At 38.5% G+C, this 18106-nt stretch carries 17 protein-coding genes; all 17 read right to left on the minus strand.

Annotation, left to right across the window (positions count from 1 at the left end; translation table 11 throughout):
• Positions 1-259 precede the first annotated feature (259 nt).
• Entirely contained in the window at positions 260-520 is a 261-nt protein-coding gene (spoVS, locus tag RCG22_RS07440) for a stage V sporulation protein SpoVS (RefSeq protein ID WP_026566505.1), read from the minus strand.
• Positions 521-728: 208 nt separating this feature from the next.
• Complete coding sequence (locus RCG22_RS07445; RefSeq protein ID WP_308106398.1) at positions 729-1526, minus strand: TIGR00282 family metallophosphoesterase; 798 nt, start codon at positions 1524-1526, stop codon at positions 729-731.
• Between the two features lie 109 nt (positions 1527-1635).
• Positions 1636-3186, minus strand: a complete 1551-nt coding sequence (gene rny / locus RCG22_RS07450) for a ribonuclease Y (protein ID WP_176525523.1) — start codon at positions 3184-3186, stop codon at positions 1636-1638.
• 269 nt (positions 3187-3455) lie between these two features.
• Entirely contained in the window at positions 3456-4499 is a 1044-nt protein-coding gene (recA, locus tag RCG22_RS07455) for a recombinase RecA (protein ID WP_098261214.1), read from the minus strand.
• A 269-nt stretch (positions 4500-4768) separates the two neighbouring features.
• Positions 4769-6022 carry a competence/damage-inducible protein A gene (locus RCG22_RS07460; RefSeq protein ID WP_308106399.1) on the minus strand — a complete coding sequence of 418 codons (1254 nt, stop codon included), beginning with the start codon at positions 6020-6022 and terminating at the stop codon, positions 4769-4771.
• A gap of 36 nt (positions 6023-6058) precedes the next feature.
• Positions 6059-6643 carry a CDP-diacylglycerol--glycerol-3-phosphate 3-phosphatidyltransferase gene (gene pgsA / locus RCG22_RS07465; protein WP_098261212.1) on the minus strand — a complete coding sequence of 195 codons (585 nt, stop codon included), beginning with the start codon at positions 6641-6643 and terminating at the stop codon, positions 6059-6061.
• A 51-nt stretch (positions 6644-6694) separates the two neighbouring features.
• The gene (locus RCG22_RS07470) at positions 6695-7594 is read right to left on the minus strand and encodes a helix-turn-helix domain-containing protein (protein ID WP_308106400.1); all 900 of its coding nucleotides are present in this window, start codon (positions 7592-7594) and stop codon (positions 6695-6697) included.
• Positions 7595-7615: 21 nt separating this feature from the next.
• A complete protein-coding gene (locus RCG22_RS07475) occupies positions 7616-8407 on the minus strand; it encodes a DUF3388 domain-containing protein (protein WP_098261566.1) in 792 nt (263 codons plus the stop codon).
• A 166-nt stretch (positions 8408-8573) separates the two neighbouring features.
• Entirely contained in the window at positions 8574-8831 is a 258-nt protein-coding gene (locus tag RCG22_RS07480; protein WP_308106401.1) for a DUF3243 domain-containing protein, read from the minus strand.
• Between the two features lie 77 nt (positions 8832-8908).
• Positions 8909-9628, minus strand: a complete 720-nt coding sequence (gene ymfI, locus RCG22_RS07485) for an elongation factor P 5-aminopentanone reductase (protein ID WP_308106402.1) — start codon at positions 9626-9628, stop codon at positions 8909-8911.
• A 72-nt stretch (positions 9629-9700) separates the two neighbouring features.
• Positions 9701-10993 (minus strand): EF-P 5-aminopentanol modification-associated protein YfmH, encoded by a 1293-nt coding sequence (gene yfmH, locus RCG22_RS07490; protein WP_308106403.1) that lies wholly within the window; start codon positions 10991-10993, stop codon positions 9701-9703.
• Positions 10994-12274, minus strand: coding sequence for an EF-P 5-aminopentanol modification-associated protein YfmF (gene yfmF / locus RCG22_RS07495; protein WP_308106404.1), 1281 nt, complete (start codon positions 12272-12274; stop codon positions 10994-10996).
• A gap of 190 nt (positions 12275-12464) precedes the next feature.
• Positions 12465-13424, minus strand: coding sequence for an ABC transporter permease (locus RCG22_RS07500; RefSeq protein ID WP_098261207.1), 960 nt, complete (start codon positions 13422-13424; stop codon positions 12465-12467).
• Position 13425: 1 nt separating this feature from the next.
• Positions 13426-14472 carry an ABC transporter permease gene (locus RCG22_RS07505; protein WP_098261206.1) on the minus strand — a complete coding sequence of 349 codons (1047 nt, stop codon included), beginning with the start codon at positions 14470-14472 and terminating at the stop codon, positions 13426-13428.
• Positions 14465-16000, minus strand: coding sequence for an ABC transporter ATP-binding protein (locus RCG22_RS07510; RefSeq protein WP_098261205.1), 1536 nt, complete (start codon positions 15998-16000; stop codon positions 14465-14467). The genes RCG22_RS07505 and RCG22_RS07510 overlap by 8 nt, the downstream gene beginning before the upstream one ends.
• A 209-nt stretch (positions 16001-16209) precedes the next feature.
• Complete coding sequence (locus tag RCG22_RS07515; protein ID WP_098261204.1) at positions 16210-17292, minus strand: BMP family lipoprotein; 1083 nt, start codon at positions 17290-17292, stop codon at positions 16210-16212.
• Positions 17293-17379: 87 nt separating this feature from the next.
• Entirely contained in the window at positions 17380-18105 is a 726-nt protein-coding gene (locus RCG22_RS07520) for a GntR family transcriptional regulator (protein ID WP_308106405.1), read from the minus strand.
• Between the last annotated feature and the right edge of the window lies 1 nt (position 18106).

Raw genomic sequence — 18106 nt, forward strand, 5'->3', positions numbered from 1 at the left:
ATGAATATTTTTTTATTATTTGAAATATACTTGCATTCGATAATATCGACCCTTACCTTAACATTGATTATTCCCCGTTATATGCTAGTTTTTCAAAGTCATACTAAATATCAATATTCAATATTTATATTCTAGAAATCATCAAAATATATATTGGTATAATGTTTTTAATTTATCAAAACGAAAAAATACCTGCTTGTTGAACAAGCAGGTAACATAAATTCCTTATCGTCTGATCTCATGTAATAGTCTATCGCTTTCAACGCGGTTCTACAATTAGCTTGATAGCTGTGCGTTCTTCTCCGTCAATTAAAATATCGGTAAACGCAGGGATACAGATTAAATCAACTCCGCTAGGTGCTACAAATCCTCGAGCAATCGCTACTGCCTTAACGGCTTGATTCAATGCACCCGCCCCAATTGCCTGTATTTCCGCTGCACCTCTTTCACGCAGAACCCCGGCAAGCGCACCAGCTACAGAATTAGGATTAGATTTTGCTGAAACTTTTAATATATCCATTTCTAGCTCCTCCTTAGAAAATCCCGATCCCGCATGAGCAGTTTCATGAACAAATCAGGTTATAACATTCCACTGCTACTATATTCAGCTGTCAAAAAACATATTCCAGCTTGGACGAAAAAATTAGAAAAGCGGATGCCCCTTTTAATAACTCATGGAATTCAAAGAAAGTTAGTAATAATAAAAAAAGAGCAAATCAAATTTGCTCTTAAGAGTAAAACGGATGGTCATCATTAATTAGAATAGGTTGTATCTTTTTAGTGAAACCTGTTTTTCGATCAAGTTCAATTACTACTGCACTTAACTGACTTCTACCTGAGGTTGGAACTTCAAACCGGACTGGGAGGCTGGTAAGGAACCTTTTAAGGACAGCTTCTTTTTCTACGCCTAATATCCCATCATAAGGCCCCGTCATCCCTACATCAGATAAATACCCCGTGCCATCTGGCAGAACCCTGTTATCAGCCGTCTGAACATGTGTATGTGTACCGACGACAGCTGATACTCTGCCGTCTAAATACCATCCCATCGCCTGCTTCTCACTGGTTACCTCCGCATGAAAATCGACAAAGATAAATGGCGTTCTTTCCCTTGCAATTTCAACCAATTCATCAGCTTTCTTAAATGGACAATCCAGTGGTGCCATAAAGGTTCGTCCTTGCAAATTAATAACAGCAACTTCTAAATCATTTACTTTAAAGTATGCCATCCCCTTCCCAGGAGTACCTTCTGGAAAATTGGCTGGTCTGACCATATTTTTGGCACTATCGATAAATTCAAATATCTCACGATTATCCCAGGTGTGATTGCCTAGTGTGACAGCCTGTGCACCATAGCCTAAAAATTCGCGGTAAATTTTTTCGGTAATCCCTTTGCCACCTGCGGCATTCTCCCCATTTATAATCGTAAAATGAGGGCGATATTTTTCTTTTAATTTAGGCAGGTATTCCTTCACCATGTCCCGTCCTGGTGAGCCGACGACGTCTCCAATAAAGAGTAGAATCATTATTTGTCCCTTTCGTAAAAAAATTGTTATTGTTAAAATAGTATCACAAAATGGATCTAGTTAATCGGATAGGATATTGCAAAAAACAAAGCGGTGCATGTGCACCGCTTTATTTCGCGTATTCTACAGCCCGTGTCTCACGGATGACTGTCACTTTAATATGTCCCGGATAATCGAGCTCTTCCTCAATTCGCTTACGAATATCGCGCGCTAATCGATGTGCAGCAAGGTCATCCACTGAATCTGGTCTTACAATAATTCGCACTTCACGACCAGCTTGAATGGCAAAGGATTTCTCTACACCTTCATAAGACTCAGAAATCTCCTCTAACTTTTCAAGACGACGGATATAGTTCTCAAGCGTTTCACTACGTGCGCCTGGTCTTGCTGCTGATAAGGCATCCGCTGCAGCTACTAAAACGGCTATTATTGATGTCGCCTCAGTATCGCCATGATGGGAAGCAATACTATTGATTACTACCGGATGTTCTTTATATTTGGTTGCAAGTTCAACCCCAATTTCAACATGGCTGCCTTCTACTTCATGATCGATTGCTTTTCCAATATCATGAAGCAGGCCCGCGCGACGTGCTAAGGTTTCATCTTGACCAAGCTCAGCGGCAAGTAACCCAGATAGCTGTGCTACTTCCATTGAATGCTTTAATACGTTTTGACCGTAACTTGTACGGAATTTTAAGCGGCCGAGAATTTTGATTAAATCCGGATGAAGTCCATGAACACCCACTTCAAATGTGGTTTGCTCACCAACCTCACGAATATACTCATCTACTTCACGACGTGATTTTTCTACCATTTCCTCAATTCGCGCTGGATGGATACGACCGTCTTGGACTAATTTCTCAAGTGCTAAGCGAGCCGTTTCACGACGAATCGGATCAAATCCTGATAGAATAACTGCTTCAGGAGTATCATCAATAATCAAGTCAATTCCTGTTAATGTTTCAAGCGTACGAATATTTCTTCCTTCACGGCCAATAATGCGGCCCTTCATTTCGTCATTTGGTAGGTTGACGACAGAGACAGTCGTTTCCGCAACATGGTCAGCAGCGCAACGCTGGATTGCTAGCGAAAGTATTTCCTTTGCCTTCTTGTCAGCTTCCTCTTTTGCACGATTTTCGCTTTCCTTAATCATTATTGCTGTATCATGGGTTAGTTCCTGTTCCATTCTATCAATAATGATTGTTTTTGCTTCCTCGCGCGTTAAGCTCGATATTCGTTCGAGTTCAGTTTGTTGTTTTCTTACCAACTCGTCCACTTTGCTTTCCATCTCTTCAATATGCTGTTGTCTTTGGTTTAGAGAATCATCCTTCTTTTCTAAAAGATTTTCACGCTTGTTTAACGTTTCCTCTTTTCGATCTAAATTCTCTTCTCTTTGCAGTAAACGGTTTTCTTGTTTTTGCATTTCATTTCTTCGTTCACGAACCTCACGCTCTGCTTCTGTGCGAAGCTTGTGAATTTCATCCTTTGCTTCTAGCAAAGCTTCTTTTTTCAATGAATCAGCATCACGTTTCGCATCTTCAAGAATCTGCTCTGCAGCATTCTTTGCACCTGCTACTTTTGCTTCAGCAATGGATTTATGAACAAAATAGCCAACAACGGCACCGACGATAAGGCCAAGCAAAATGGAGATGATAGTCATTGGTTCCAATCGTTACACCTCCTCTTGCTATGAACTTTTGTTACATTTTTCAAGTGTCGGCATGTACATTGTTTAGACTCAACATACAGCAAGCACCAAGGCTTTTTCGGAATATAATAATACCAAAAATGTAAAATATACATGTTAATTGTAAAGGTGGGGATATTCATTGTCAAGGCTTAGTCCTATTGGCTTTTTGAAATATTTAGAATAGGACATCATTTAATCGAAAAAAGGAGCAAAACTTTATTTAGCTTTGCCCCTCAACTTTAGTCTATTAATTCAAATTGTTCATCGTCATCTTTCTCAGTGACAAATTTTTCACCATCTAAACCATAATGTTCACGGATTTTCCCTTGAATTTCGAGGCGAATATCTGGATTTTCTTTCAAGAATAACTTTGCATTTTCACGGCCCTGACCTAATCTTTCACCATTATAGGAGTACCATGATCCGCTCTTTTCAACGATATCTAAATCTGAGCCAAGATCAATGATCTCACCTTCTTTAGAAATTCCTTCACCATACATGATATCTACCTCTGCAGTTCGGAAAGGAGGAGCAACTTTATTCTTAACTATTTTTATCTTCGTCTTATTACCTACGATATCAGTTCCCTGTTTTAACGCCTCTGCACGTCGTACTTCAATACGGACAGTGGAATAGAATTTTAACGCGCGTCCACCTGGTGTTGTCTCGGGGTTTCCAAACATAACACCAATTTTTTCACGAACTTGGTTTATAAAGATAGCAATGGTCTTCGATTTGTTGATGGCACCAGATAATTTACGCAGTGCTTGTGACATCAAACGAGCTTGTAAGCCCATGTGAGAATCTCCCATTTCGCCTTCAATTTCCGCTTTTGGAACTAAGGCTGCTACTGAGTCGACTACAATAATATCAATTGCACCACTTCGGACTAATGCTTCTGCAATTTCAAGTGCTTGTTCACCCGTATCAGGCTGTGATAGCAATAACTCATCAATGTTAACACCTAATTTTTGGGCATACGCCGGGTCAAGGGCATGTTCAGCATCAATGAATGCTGCTTGTCCACCATTTGCTTGAACTTCAGCGATTGCATGCAGAGCAACTGTTGTTTTACCAGAGCTCTCAGGGCCATAAACTTCAATAATACGGCCCCTAGGATATCCACCCACTCCAAGTGCTGCATCAAGCGCTAAAGAGCCACTTGGACTCGTTAAAATCTTCGTATCTGTTTTCTCTCCCATCTTCATGACGGAACCTTTACCAAACTGCTTTTCTATTTGCTTTAACGCCATTTCTAAGGCCGCTTTACGATCATTACTCACGAATTATTTCCTCCCTTATATATAAACACATGCTAATTGCTATAATCTATTAAATAAATACCTATTAATAATATAACCGCTTTTCGGATATTTGTCGAGTAAAAAAACGAACATTCATTCGTTTATTTTCACAGCTAAATTGATGTAATAAAAGGGAATTCTCCCTGCTTTTTGCATATATTTGCAATTTTTGTTGGCTGATAAAGCTAAATTCATCCATTTTCAGAATTCCTTCCATTCTTAATCATTCAAAAAAAAATCACAGAACACTAATTAGCATTCTGTGACTCTTTTATGATGCGAAGAAGAAAATAGCAGCCAAATTTTACTGCACGATTCCGATTCGCTTCTCTCGTTCCGCCTAGGGTAATCTTTTCAACAGTGGTTGGTCTCCCCTTAACCGCAATTCCAATAAAAACGGTACCAACTGGCTTGCCTTCAAGTTCTTCAGGACCAGCAACACCCGTAAAGCTAATTCCGATATCGGTATTAAATAGCTTAGAGGCATTTTCAGCCAACTCACAAGCACACTGTTCACTTACGGCACCATATGTTTTAAGCGTTTCTTCCTGCACCTGTAATAGCTGTTGTTTTACTTTATTTGAGTAACAAACCACACCACCGTAAAACACGGAGCTTGCACCAGAAATTGTTGTTAACTCCTGTTGAAATAGTCCTCCTGTTAAACTCTCAGCGGCAGTAATCGTTAACTTTCTTTCTTTTAAATTTTTCATTACCTCTTTCAATAGAGACGTATCATCATAGCCATATAAAAATACCCCTACACGTTGGTTTATCGTTTTTTCCAACTCATCAAGCATCGATTGTGCAGTATTTTCATCCGCGTGGTTAGCAGTCAGCCGTAAAGTAACCTCGCCGTCTCCTGCAAGTGGGGCAATCGTCGGATTGCTTTGCGCATCAATTAAATCGATAACTTCAGTTTCCAACGCTGCTTCTCCAATCCCAAAAAACCTTAACACCCTTGAGACAATTTTCTCATTAGATTTGTTGACTTTAGAAAGAGCTTGAACGCCAAACTGGAGAAACATCGGCTCCATTTCCTTCGGTGGGCCAGGCAGTAACATATATGTATGACTTCCAAATTCTAATACCATGCCTGGAGCCATCCCATGATTATTTGGGAGAATATGAGATCCTGCTAAGACGAGTGCCTGCTTTCGGTTATTTTCCGTCATGACTCGATTGGTTCGCTTGAAAAAAAGTTCAATCGAAGCTAACGCCGTTTCATCGATAACGAGTTCTTTACCAAGATGACGAGCAATGGTTTCCTTGGTCAAATCATCTTTTGTAGGTCCAAGACCGCCTGTAAATATGATTACCTCAGCACGATTTTCAGCTAGTTCAATTGCTGATTTTAGCCTATCGGGATTATCACCAACAACTGTATGAAAATAAACATTAATACCGAGCCCTGCTAATTGCTGAGATAAAAACCTCGCATTGGTATTCACAATCTGTCCAAGCAATAATTCCGAACCAACAGCAATAATCTCAGCATTCATAACAACACACCTTCCTAGCCTTTAGTAAACTTTTGCTTACTTTGAATTTTTAAGTACATGACTATTTTTCACAAAGTAATCCCACCCAGACCATAAAGTAAAAATTAAGGCAACCCACAATGACACGACATCAAAACGAAATGGTATCATTGCAAAAATAATATTATGTAATAAAAGCGATGAAATTGCGACAATTTGTGCCCATGTTTTAATTTTGCCCAGCATATTAGCCGCGACAACTTCGCCTTCCCCTGCGAGCAATAGACGTAAACCAGTTACTGCAAACTCCCTGCTAATAATAATAATTACTAACCACGAAGGTGCATAAACATCATTCAGTTCAACTAATACGATCAGTGCAGCTGACACGAGTAACTTGTCCGCAAGTGGGTCTAGAAATTTCCCCATATTTGTTACAAGGTTATATTTTCGGGCATAATGGCCATCAACCCAATCTGTTGCAGACGCTAAAATGAAAATTAATGCACCGACAAAATGGGTAACGGGAAGGTCAGCCCCAAGAAGATGCATGTCACCCCATTTAAAGGGAACAAGCATAATAATCAAGAATATTGGAATTAATAATATTCTTGATACAGTAATTCTATTCGGAATATTCATAGTTTTCCTCCGTTTAATTAATAAAAGTGAAAAATAGTCATCAATAGATGACTATTCTTCTTTCAGAACATATTGAATCGTTATGTTCTGAACATTCGCAGTTGCTGGGACTGCATACTCAAGCTTTTGATCATTAACATAAATTTCAGTGTCAGCAGCGTTTCCGACTTTGATAACAGCCATACTTTCTGCTGATAAATCTTCTGTTTGGCTCTCCGTCCCACCTGTTTTAAGTGTTCCCTGGAAGAAGGATTTCCCTTTTCCATTTTTAATACTAACCCAGGTTTGACCGTTAGAAACCAACTTCACGACAAATTTATCTGCATTTTTTAATTCATACGTTGAATTCCTGCCGCTGCTTTGAACCGCTGTAATTTCTTGTTTTGGAGTCTCATCTACCGCTTTTTGTTCCTCTTCCTGTGTTGTAATATCCTTTTGTTCCTTATCGTCTTTCTTAACCACTTTATCATCTGGTTTGTCTTTTTCAAGATTCTTGGATTTTACAATTTTAGCCGGTTCAGTTTGCTTCCCAATTGATTCATTAGAATTTCCGCCAGCATGATTTGAAATAAAATAATATAAAAGGCTCGCTACCCCAATCACAAACACACCGATTAATACCTTTGGCAGAATAGCAAAGATTTTGGAATTACCTTCTGTAAGCGTTTTGTGTGTTTTCACTCTAGATAATTGCTGTGGTAAATCCTCATTATAAGTAGCAGGAATTTCACCTTGATAGGTTTCAAAAATCTCATCCGGGTTAAGGCTTAAAGCCTCTGCATATTGCTTAATAAATGCACGCACGTAAAAATTCCCGGGCATGCTCGAATAATTACCTTCTTCAATACCAATTAAATATCGCTTTTGAATTTTGGTCATGGATTGTAAATCATCCAAGCTTAATCCTTTAGCTAGTCGGACTTCTTTAAGTCGATTCCCTAATTCAGACACCTGTTAACACCTTCCAATTTATTAAAAATCAAAATCTCCAAAATCAGATCCGGAGAACATGTTATTCTGGTCAACGACCTCATATGTAATCTCTTCTTCTGCGTCATTCCTAAGCTCGATAATATAATCAAAATCCTCAAGCGTATATTCTGAGTTTTGTACAAAGATATCCGGATGCTCGATTACTTTTACTGACGGAAGCCGCATGATTTCGCGGACAAGTTGCCAATGACGCTCATTTGCTCGTCTTGTTGAGACGATTCCATCAAGAATAAATAAATTATTTTCGTTGTACTCATCCTCAATTAGTTGATTACGGATGGTTTGTTTTAACAGAGTAGAAGAAACAAATAACCAGCGTTTATTTGCACAAACACTTGCTGCAACTAATGATTCTGTTTTTCCGACCCGAGGCATTCCGCGAATACCAATCAACTTATGCCCCTCCTGCTTAAACAATTCTGCCATAAAATCAACCAATAAGCCAAGCTCATTCCTTACAAAACGGAAGGTTTTTTTATCATCAGCATCTCTTTGAATATAGCGCCCGTGTCTAACTGCGAGCCTATCACGCAGTTTCGGCTCTCTAAGTTTAATTAATTTTATTGTGTCCATAGTATGTAATATTGACTCAAGTCGTTTAATTTGATCATCGTCTTTTGCTAAAATGAGCAATCCTCGTCTGCCTTCATCAACCCCATTAATCGTTACAATATTTATAGAGAGCATTCCTAACAAGGATGAAATGTCCCCCAATAGCCCTGGACGATTTTTTTGTATCTCATATTCTAAATACCATTCTTTTTTCAAGATATAAACCTCCTTTAAAGAAGTTTCGACATATTTTTTACAATTCCTCATCTAAACCCTATAATAAATGATTTTGGTTGAAGATGAAAGTAAAAACAAAGATATTCGTTCTTTATCGGTGGTTTTAGAAATTTATGCACAGAAAAAGAGAGGAGAACCCTCCTCTCTTTTAGCAGCCGCCGTTATTCTGGATAAGTTTAATCATCATATTAGCAATCGCCTGTTGTTCATCCTTATCAGCGACTGACCAAAGGTCTGAAAGAATTCTTTCCTGCTCATTTTTAGGTTCTACCTGATTTGCTAAATAATCTCCAATTTGAAAGGCGAGATTACTAACTGCTCCCTCACTCATACCTTCATTTTGTGCATGGTGCAGACGATCAGCTAGAAAGTCCTCCCACTGTTTCCAGTTTTCTAAAACAGACATTGTTTTCCCTCCTTTGAATTAGTACATGGTTATTTTGTGATAAAGTGAAGCGAACTATACATGAATAAATATGAATTTTAGGTATACCATCCTCCATTTAATGAAAGAACTTGACCTGTCATATACGAGGATTCCTCAGAGAGTAAAAAGGCAACACTCCTAGCTACCTCTTCTGGCATCCCTAATCTTCCCATTGGAATTTCATACGAAATCTGATCCACCTCTTCTTGGGTAAAACCATCCATCATCGGTGTTGCAATCGCTCCAGGGGCTATTGCATTAACACGAATCCCATTTAGTGCTAATTCTTTGCTTAACGCCTTTACGAAGGCAATTTGGGCACCCTTGGCTGTTGAATAAGCGACTTCACATGCCGCACCTGTTTGACCCCAAATAGATGTAATGACGACAATGCTCCCTTTTTCTTTACTAAGTAATTTTGGCAGCAGTTCTTTTGTGAGCATTAATGGATTTAGCACGTGAATATTGAGTAATGCTTCCGCTTCAGTATGCTGCAAATCAACAAGCAGTCCATATTGACTGTTTCCACCGCAATGGATAATAGCATCTAGCGAAAAAATCTCTGAATAAACCTTCGTATATCCATTCGGAACCGCAAAGTCTGCACAGATAGGAATATATTCTCCACCGTAAGGCTGTAGTTTTTTGATTAATTCTCTGATTGATTGTTCATTTTTATTATAATGCAGATACAAATGATAGCCTTTTTCTGCTAGGTTCAACGCAATCGCTTGTCCGATTCCACCACTAGCACCCGTTATTAGTACATATTTCATTTTTCCCACACACTCTTTCTAGAAACTTAAAACAGAGAAAAAAGCGCCGGGTTTACGACGCTTCCTCGTTTGTTATTTTTTCTTTGGGATTACTTGACATACTGAAAAGCGTTCTTCCGAAATTACCTCAGATGCTAATGATTGTACATCGTTTAAGGTAATTTGTTCAAGTGTTGGAACCACATCAAACAGGTTCAAATCATTAAAGGCATAACGAGTAAATTGATTGGCAATATATTCAGGTGAATTGACTGCCCGTAGAAATCCACCTATCTTCTTTCTTTTCGCTCGTTCCAATTGCTCTTCATTAAAAATTGCTTGCCCTTTAGCTTTTAAAAGCATCTCCGCAATCGTTTCAGCTAGCTTATCTGGTTCCCCGGTATCCCCGCCAATCATTGCAAACCCAAAGCCTTGTTCTTGCGTGTAATCAAAGGAAAATGTTTCATCAATTAATCCTTCATTATAGAGCTGATTATAATTTTCTGAGCTTTTTCCAAACAAGAGATCAAGTAGTATATTCATGGTTAATTCATTCTTAAGCAATTCGTCGCCCGTTTGGTCGACATGGAGTGCTTTAATACCTAATAAACATTTTGACGTTTGCACATTCATTTCAAGAACTTGTTTCTTTTCAGCCGCCTGTGAAGGTTCTGTTTCAAATTTGCGCTTAATTTCAGGCATGGCCTTGTAATCCTTTTTGGATTGATTTTCTTTTACTTGATTCATAAAGCTCTCAGGGTCCACCGGACCAACAATAAATAAAAGCATGTTACTCGGATGATAAAATGTGTTATAGCATTCATATAGCCAATCTTTTGTAATATGTGAAATTGACTCGATTGTTCCTGCGATATCGATCTTAACCGGGTGATTTTGATAAAGATTTTGAATGAGCCCAAAATATAAACGCCAATCCGCATTATCATCATACATCGTGATTTCTTGCCCAATAATCCCTTTTTCTTTTTCTACCGTTTTTTCGGAAAAATAAGGCTCCTGAACAAAATCAATAAGTGTTTCAAGATTTTTTTCTACATCTGACGTGCTTGAAAATAAATAGGCAGTCCGTGTAAAGGATGTAAAAGCATTTGCTGATGCCCCTTGACGGCTAAATTGCTGGAATACATCACCGTCTTCCTTTTCAAAAAGCTTATGCTCTAAAAAGTGGGCAATCCCATCCGGGACTTTTACAAACTCTTCTTTGCCTAATGGAACAAATGTATTATCAACCGATCCATACTTCGTTGTAAAAGTCGCAAAGGTTTTATTAAATCCCTTTTTCGGCAATATATATACATTAAGTCCATTGGATAGTTTTTCATGAAATAGCTCTTCCTGAAGCTGGTCAAACGATATTTTCTCCATTTATTTGCCCGCCTCCGTTCCAGTTAAGAAGTATATGGTATCCATTTGAATTTTCTTCGCAACTTCAACAATTTCCTCTTTCGTTACCTTCTGCATTTCTTCGAGCCATGTATCCAAGTTAATATTCGTGGCGGCCACCACATTATGATAAAGAATTTCCGTTAACCCTCTGGAGGTGTCAATTGTTTCAAGGATTTGATTTTGAATCACAGCCTTTGTTTGTTCTAACTCTTGGTCTGTGAAATCACCATTTTTCATTGCTTCTAATTGTTCATGAATAATCCCTACAGCCTGATCATAATTCTTTAAATCAATTCCTGACATAACCATCATCAAGCCTTTGTGACTTTCAAGACGGCTCGCTGCATAATAAGCAAGACTAGCTTTTTCTCGGACATTAATAAATAGCTTGGAATGCGAAAACCCGCCAAATATTCCATTAAACACTTGCAAGGCAAAATAATCTGGGTCACCGTAGACAATATTTGATCGATACCCAATATTTAATTTCCCTTGTTTTACGTCTTGTTCTTCTTTTATCTCTTTTACATCATTAGCTCTGTTTATTTCCTGTGGTACTAATTTTTTCGATTCTCTGTCCTCAAAATGTAATAGTTCAGAAGCGTAACTCTTTACCTCTTCTTCATTTACATCGCCGATGATAAATAAATCCATTTCATCATTTAAGAAGGCACTCTTATAATATTCATAAAGATTCTCAGCTGTAATAGCTTCTACATCTTCTGCATCGCCGTTTACTTCTAAAGCATATGGTTCACCTTTACACATTTCTTGAATTAGTCGGACATTCGAGTAGCGCATTTTATCATCGAAAACTGATTGGATCCTTTGTTTTTGTGTACGCTTCTCTTTTACTACAGTATCTTGGTCAAACGCATTATCTTTAATATTTGGATTGGTTAATATTTCGGCTAACAATTCAAATCCTTTTTTTAATAATGGACTTGGGTCACTTAGGAATTTTTCATTAGCAATTTCGATGGAAAAACTCATGATATGGTATTCGCCTTTTTTAGAGAGGTCCACAAAAAATGTGGCACCATACAACTCATCGAGATACGACCGAAGTGCCGTAGTTGTAGGATACTTTTTGGTGCTGCTTTGCAATACCTGCGGAAGAAGTGCACGTTTGGTTACATCTTCCTTTGTTAATGGTGCCTTCATCTTCCATATCAGGGTATTCGTTTTATATTTTTCTGTTGGTATAATGTGCAGGTTATATCCCTTAAGTGGTGTTATTTTTTCTATAGCAGTGGCCATTTACATTCCTCCTTATCGGTTCAAGGTCATACATAACAATATGTAAACATTTTTCTTTATATCTTTTCCTTTGTAATAAAACCTATACTTATTATTACTATAATTTGACAGGCATGTTCATTACAAGTAATTATACTTTTTTCCATAAAATGAACCCCCGAAATTAATCAGGGGTTCGTTTTCAATAATATTATCGATTACCTTTGATATAGTGGGTTCCACTTGCTTTTGGTGCATCGGCTCGTCCGATGAATCCAGTTAAAGCTAAGATCGTTAATACATATGGAGCGATTAACAAGTAAACATTAGGAATTTCCTTTAAGAACGGTAAACTTGAGCCAATGATACTAATACTTTGTGCAAAGCCAAAGAATATTGCCGCACCAAGTGAGCCAAGCGGATGCCATTTACCGAAAATCATTGCAGCTAACGCCATGAAACCTTGACCACTGATTGTCGAGTGGCTGAAGTTAGATGTAATCGATTGTGCATATACTCCACCACCAAGTCCACCAAGTGCTCCAGAAAGGATGACGCCATAATAACGCATTTTCGTTACATTGATACCCATCGTGTCTGCTGCCATCGGATGTTCACCGACTGAGCGAAGGCGAAGTCCAAATGGTGTTTTAGCAACAATATACCAAACAATAATAGCAACAAGGATAGCAAGGAACGATGTCCAGTACGTATTTTGGAAGAAAATTTTACCAATGACAGGAATATCTTTTAAAACAGGAATATCAATTTTGCTAAACCCCTTACTGATAATTCCTGTTTCACCTTTATCAAAAATAAGTTTTACAAGAAACAGAGTAAGACCTGTAGCCAGTAAGTTGATGGCAACACCGGAAACCGTATGGTCTGCACGGAATGTAATTGCCGCAACCGCATGTAAAATCGAAAATAATGCTCCTGCAGCCATTGCTATTAATAGGGCAATCCAAGGTGTGGCACTTCCAAATGTGTCAAATGTAAATAAGTTAAACACAATCGCTGAAAATGCCCCAATGACCATTAAACCTTCAAGTCCAATATTTACTACCCCGGAACGTTCTGAGAAAATACCGCCTAATGCAGTGAAGACAAGAGGAGCAGCCCATAATAATGTGGATGGAACAAGAATGATTAAGATATCCATTAAACTCAACTTACTTCACCTCCTTCTTACTAATTCGGTCAAGAAATACTCTAATGAAATAACTTGATGCAACAAAGAAGACGATTAAAGCAATGATAATATCTACTAATTCATTTGGTACCCCAGCTTCAAGCGGCATGTTTAATGCTCCCACTTTTAGAACACCAAAAAGTATTGCTGAGAAAAAGACACCCAAAGCAGTATTTCCGCCTAGTAATGCAACAGCAATTCCATCGAAACCAACGCCGGAAAATCCACCCTTTACTGCTGCGTATTCGAAAGTACCCAGCCCTTCCATTGCACCTGCTAAGCCAGCAAATGCTCCGGAAATAACCATTGATAGGATAATATTTTTATTAACATTCATCCCCGCATATTGAGCGGCATGTTGGTTAAACCCTACAGATCTTAATTCAAATCCTCTTGTTGTTCTTTCTAATAAGAACCACATAATAAAGCAAGATATAATTGCAAGAAGAATGCCCCAGTGAAGTCTTGAATAATCTGTTATACTTTCTAACCAAGGTGAACGTAATGTTGCAGATTTATGAATAGGGCCCGAATTATCCCCATGATTTGTAATTACATTACGAATCAGATAGTTTGAAACATGTAAAGCAACATAGTTCATCATAATGGTAACAATTACTTCATGAACACGAAAACGAGCTTTTAATAGACCTGGAATGTATGCCCACAGCGCACCTGCAACTATAGCTGCTAGGATAGCCAGTGGTAAATGGATCACACGTGGCAGGTCAAAAGCTACCCCTACCCAAACTGAAGCAAGCCAGCCTACTAAGAATTGCCCCTCAACCCCGATATTAAATAACCCTACACGAAATGCAAAGGCAACAGCTAATCCGGCTAAAATATATGGGGTAAATTGTCTGACTACTTCCCCAATATAATAGACTTCTCCAAATGCTCCATTCCATAGTGCTGTAAAGGCTGCAACCGGATTGTACCCGCTGACTAACATGATAATTGTTCCAACAATGATGCCTAATAAAACAGCGATGATTGGAGTTAATATACTTTTAAACCGCTTAGACATGTGATTGTTCACCTGCTTCCTTTCTATTCGATCCAGCCATCAATAATCCAAGTTCCTGCTCCGTCGTTTCCTTTGGATTAACAATAGCTACGATTTTCCCTTCATATATAACAGCAATACGGTCACTAACATTCATAATTTCATCCAATTCAAAGGAGATAAGCAAGACACCTTTCCCATGATCGCGCTGCTCAATTAAGCGTTTATGAATGAATTCAATGGCTCCAACATCCAAACCTCGAGTTGGCTGAGCCGCAATCAATAAGTCAGGGTTCCGATCAATTTCACGTCCAATAATCGCCTTTTGTTGATTACCACCAGAGAGAGCACGTGCCAAAGTGTATTCACTTGGGGTCCGAACATCAAACTCACTTATAAGCGTTTTTGCTTTTTTATAAATTTCACTAAAGTTTAAGATTCCGTTCTTTGAGAATGGCTTTTTATTATAAGTTTGTAAAACCATGTTCTCGCCAATTGGGAAGTTTAAAACTAACCCATGCTTGTGTCGGTCTTGTGGAATATGAGCAACGCCCGATTCAGTAATTTGCCTTGGTGTATGATTGATTAATTCTTTGCCATTTAATTTTACACTGCCACTTTCAGCCTTGCGTAAACCTGTAATGGCTTCAATAAATTCAGATTGCCCATTCCCATCGACTCCTGCGATCCCGACAATCTCTCCAGCACGAACTGATAGATTTAGTCCATTTACTACCGTAACACCACGTGGGTCTTTAACGACTAAATCCTTGATTTCAAGTACTTCTTGTTTTGGAGTTGCTTCCTTTTTATCAGTTTTAAAGACAACCTCACGTCCGACCATTAAGCTGGCAAGTTCATTAGGATTGGTTTCGCTAACCGTTACAGTTCCAATCCCCTTCCCTTTACGAATAACAGTACAGCGGTCAGAAACTTCCATTATCTCTTTAAGTTTATGGGTAATTAAAATAATTGATTTGCCTTCTTTGATTAACGTTTTCATAATTTGGATTAATTCTTTAATCTCTTGAGGTGTTAATACAGCAGTTGGTTCGTCAAAAATAAGAATTTCTGCCCCTCGATAGAGTGTCTTTAGGATTTCAACACGTTGCTGCATACCTACGGTAATATCGGAAATCTTCGCTTGTGGGTCGACGGCTAATCCATAACGTTCAGAAATTTCTCTAACCTGCTGCTCGGCCTTTTTAATATCGATTTTTCCGGCAGATGTAATTTCTCTACCAAGAATAATATTTTCAGTAACTGTAAATGTGTCAACCAACATAAAATGCTGATGGACCATCCCAATTCCAAGGTCGTTTGCAATATTAGGGTTTGCGATGTTCACTGGTTTACCTTTAACACGTATTTCTCCTTGTTCGGGTTGGTATAATCCGAAGAGAACATTCATCAAGGTCGATTTTCCGGCACCATTTTCGCCTAGCAAGGCATGAATTTCACCTCTTTTTAATTGGAGGGTTATGTTATCATTCGCAACGAAGCCATTAAACTCTTTACGGATGTTGAGCATTTCAATTACATATTCCATTCTTTTTCTCACTCCCTGTGATAAGGTAAAAGGAAAAATTGACCAACAGTAGTAAGAGGTCAGACCTTTCCAACGTTTTAAAAAAACAGGGATTTCCTCCCCACTAAAATCTTAAATGAAAAGTAGAATATTTATTCTACCCTTCAGTTAAGATTCATAAGGAAGGAATAAGCAAGATGATAATCAATCCTGCTTATTCCTCACAAAAATTATTTTGCACTAAAATTCTTTAATTCATCACGAGTTCCTGGAACTTTTACTGCACCTGATTTAATCTTTTCAACCCAGTCTTTAATCGAAGCTTCAATCTCAGCTTTTTTATCTGCTTTAGCGTTAATTGGGGCTACGCCAACTCCATCTTCAGTTAATCCGTATAATGCAACTTCCCCACCAGGGAAATTACCATCCATTGCTTTTTTAGATAAATCCTGAACCGCTACGTCTACACGTTTTAATGCTGAAGTAAGGACAACATCTGGACCCATATCATTTTGGTCACGGTCTACGCCGATAGCCCAAATTTCCTTGCTAGGATCTTTTGCTTTTCTGTCAGTAGCTTCTTTGAAAAGACCATTACCAGTACCTCCAGCAGCATGGAAAATTACGTCCGCACCAGAAGAATACATTTTAGAAGCAATATTTTGTCCAAGTTCCGCTTTATCAAATGCACCAGAGTATTGAACATCCACTTTTACTTCTGGTTTTGCAGCTTTAACACCTGCTAAGAAACCAGATTCAAAGCGCTCAATTACAGGAATCTCCATACCACCGATGAAACCGATATGATTAGATTTTGTTTGGAGTGCAGCTGCTACACCAGCAAGGAATGCCGCTTCTTGCTCCTTGAAAAGTACACTTGCTACGTTTGGTTGTTTAACCTCTGCATCAATGATTGCAAATTTTGAATCCTTTTGTTGTTTCGCAATCTCTTCAACTGCAGCTTGCATTAAGAATCCAATTCCGTAAACTAAGTCAAAGTCTTGGCGTGCAAGAGTATTTAAGTTTGTAGAATAATCAGCATCTGATTTTGATTGAAGGTAATCATATCCGCCTTTACCTTTTGTCATTCCATTATCTTTACCGAATTTTTGAAGACCTTCCCAAGCAGATTGGTTAAATGATTTGTCATCAACGCCGCCGACATCAGTAACCATTGCTACAGAGAAATCAGTTTTCTTTTCTCCACTCTTTGCTGGTTCCTTAGTTGTGTCATCACTTTTCCCACATGCTCCTAAAAGTGTACCAGCAGCTAGAACTAGTGATAATGCCATTCCAATTTTACGCTTTTTCATGGTATTGACCCCCTATGAATGTGTTTGATTTAGTAAAAATGGTTATGTTGCAAAACTGTTTGCGTTTTCATTATGGATAAAAAAAAATTATATTCTTTTCCTTAAGACATGAAAACTAAACTTGTCCGCTTTAAAATAGTTTACCGAAAAAAGTATGGGTTCATCCATTTCATCGAAATGCATTTGTTTTAACACTAACAAAGCAGTTTCTGGGTCGCATTCTAGAATTGGGGAGATTTTGTCATGATAGCCAATTGGCTCGATTTGGGCAACCGCGTATGTAATTCTTCGGTTTGCCTCCTCATCCAAAATACGGAAAATAGATTCCTCTGTATGGGAAAAGGTTTCCGGCAAAATTCGTTCTGGCACCTTGTCGATACAGTAGACGACTGGTTCTCCATTTGCGGTTCTTACCCTCTCCATCACGAAAATCTCCTCACTAGTAGAACATGAGAAACGACGAATATCCTCTTCGGTCGGACCTTGCGTTGATGATCTAAGGAAAATTGTTCCTGGTATCATTCCAGCTTGTTTTATCATGGCAGTAACACTGTTAAGTTGTTCAATCCCTGACGTAAACAATGGCTTAACGTTAACAAAGGTTCCAACACCATGGCGCCGAATGATAACGTTATCCTCCTCAAGAATGCGTAATGCTTCCCGAAGCGTTGCCCTGCTCACACCAAGCTGTTTAGCAAGATCAAACTCAGAAGGTAACTTCTCTTTTTCTTTGTATACTCCTGTTGCAATATCTTGCTTTAACCGATCGATTACTTGTAAGTATAAATGCCGGTTATCTGATTTTATAGACATG

The organism is Neobacillus nitrireducens (assembly GCF_030915405.1).
In the GTDB taxonomy this organism is placed as follows: Bacteria; Bacillota; Bacilli; order Bacillales; family Cytobacillaceae; genus Neobacillus.

What these genes read in the sequence shown, in the direction of transcription:
- RCG22_RS07445 (WP_308106398.1), bottom strand. Translation starts at nt 1,526, where the DNA reads ATGATTCTACTCTTTATTGGAGACGTCGTCGGCTCACCAGGACGGGAC.
- spoVS (WP_026566505.1), bottom strand. Translation starts at nt 520, where the DNA reads ATGGATATATTAAAAGTTTCAGCAAAATCTAATCCTAATTCTGTAGCT.
- yfmH (WP_308106403.1), bottom strand. Translation starts at nt 10,993, where the DNA reads ATGGAGAAAATATCGTTTGACCAGCTTCAGGAAGAGCTATTTCATGAA.
- RCG22_RS07510 (WP_098261205.1), bottom strand. Translation starts at nt 16,000, where the DNA reads ATGGAATATGTAATTGAAATGCTCAACATCCGTAAAGAGTTTAATGGC.
- rny (WP_176525523.1), bottom strand. Translation starts at nt 3,186, where the DNA reads ATGACTATCATCTCCATTTTGCTTGGCCTTATCGTCGGTGCCGTTGTT.
- RCG22_RS07480 (WP_308106401.1), bottom strand. Translation starts at nt 8,831, where the DNA reads ATGTCTGTTTTAGAAAACTGGAAACAGTGGGAGGACTTTCTAGCTGAT.
- ymfI (WP_308106402.1), bottom strand. Translation starts at nt 9,628, where the DNA reads ATGAAATATGTACTAATAACGGGTGCTAGTGGTGGAATCGGACAAGCG.
- yfmF (WP_308106404.1), bottom strand. Translation starts at nt 12,274, where the DNA reads ATGGCCACTGCTATAGAAAAAATAACACCACTTAAGGGATATAACCTG.
- RCG22_RS07515 (WP_098261204.1), bottom strand. Translation starts at nt 17,292, where the DNA reads ATGAAAAAGCGTAAAATTGGAATGGCATTATCACTAGTTCTAGCTGCT.
- RCG22_RS07520 (WP_308106405.1), bottom strand. Translation starts at nt 18,105, where the DNA reads ATGTCTATAAAATCAGATAACCGGCATTTATACTTACAAGTAATCGAT.
- RCG22_RS07460 (WP_308106399.1), bottom strand. Translation starts at nt 6,022, where the DNA reads ATGAATGCTGAGATTATTGCTGTTGGTTCGGAATTATTGCTTGGACAG.
- pgsA (WP_098261212.1), bottom strand. Translation starts at nt 6,643, where the DNA reads ATGAATATTCCGAATAGAATTACTGTATCAAGAATATTATTAATTCCA.
- RCG22_RS07505 (WP_098261206.1), bottom strand. Translation starts at nt 14,472, where the DNA reads ATGTCTAAGCGGTTTAAAAGTATATTAACTCCAATCATCGCTGTTTTA.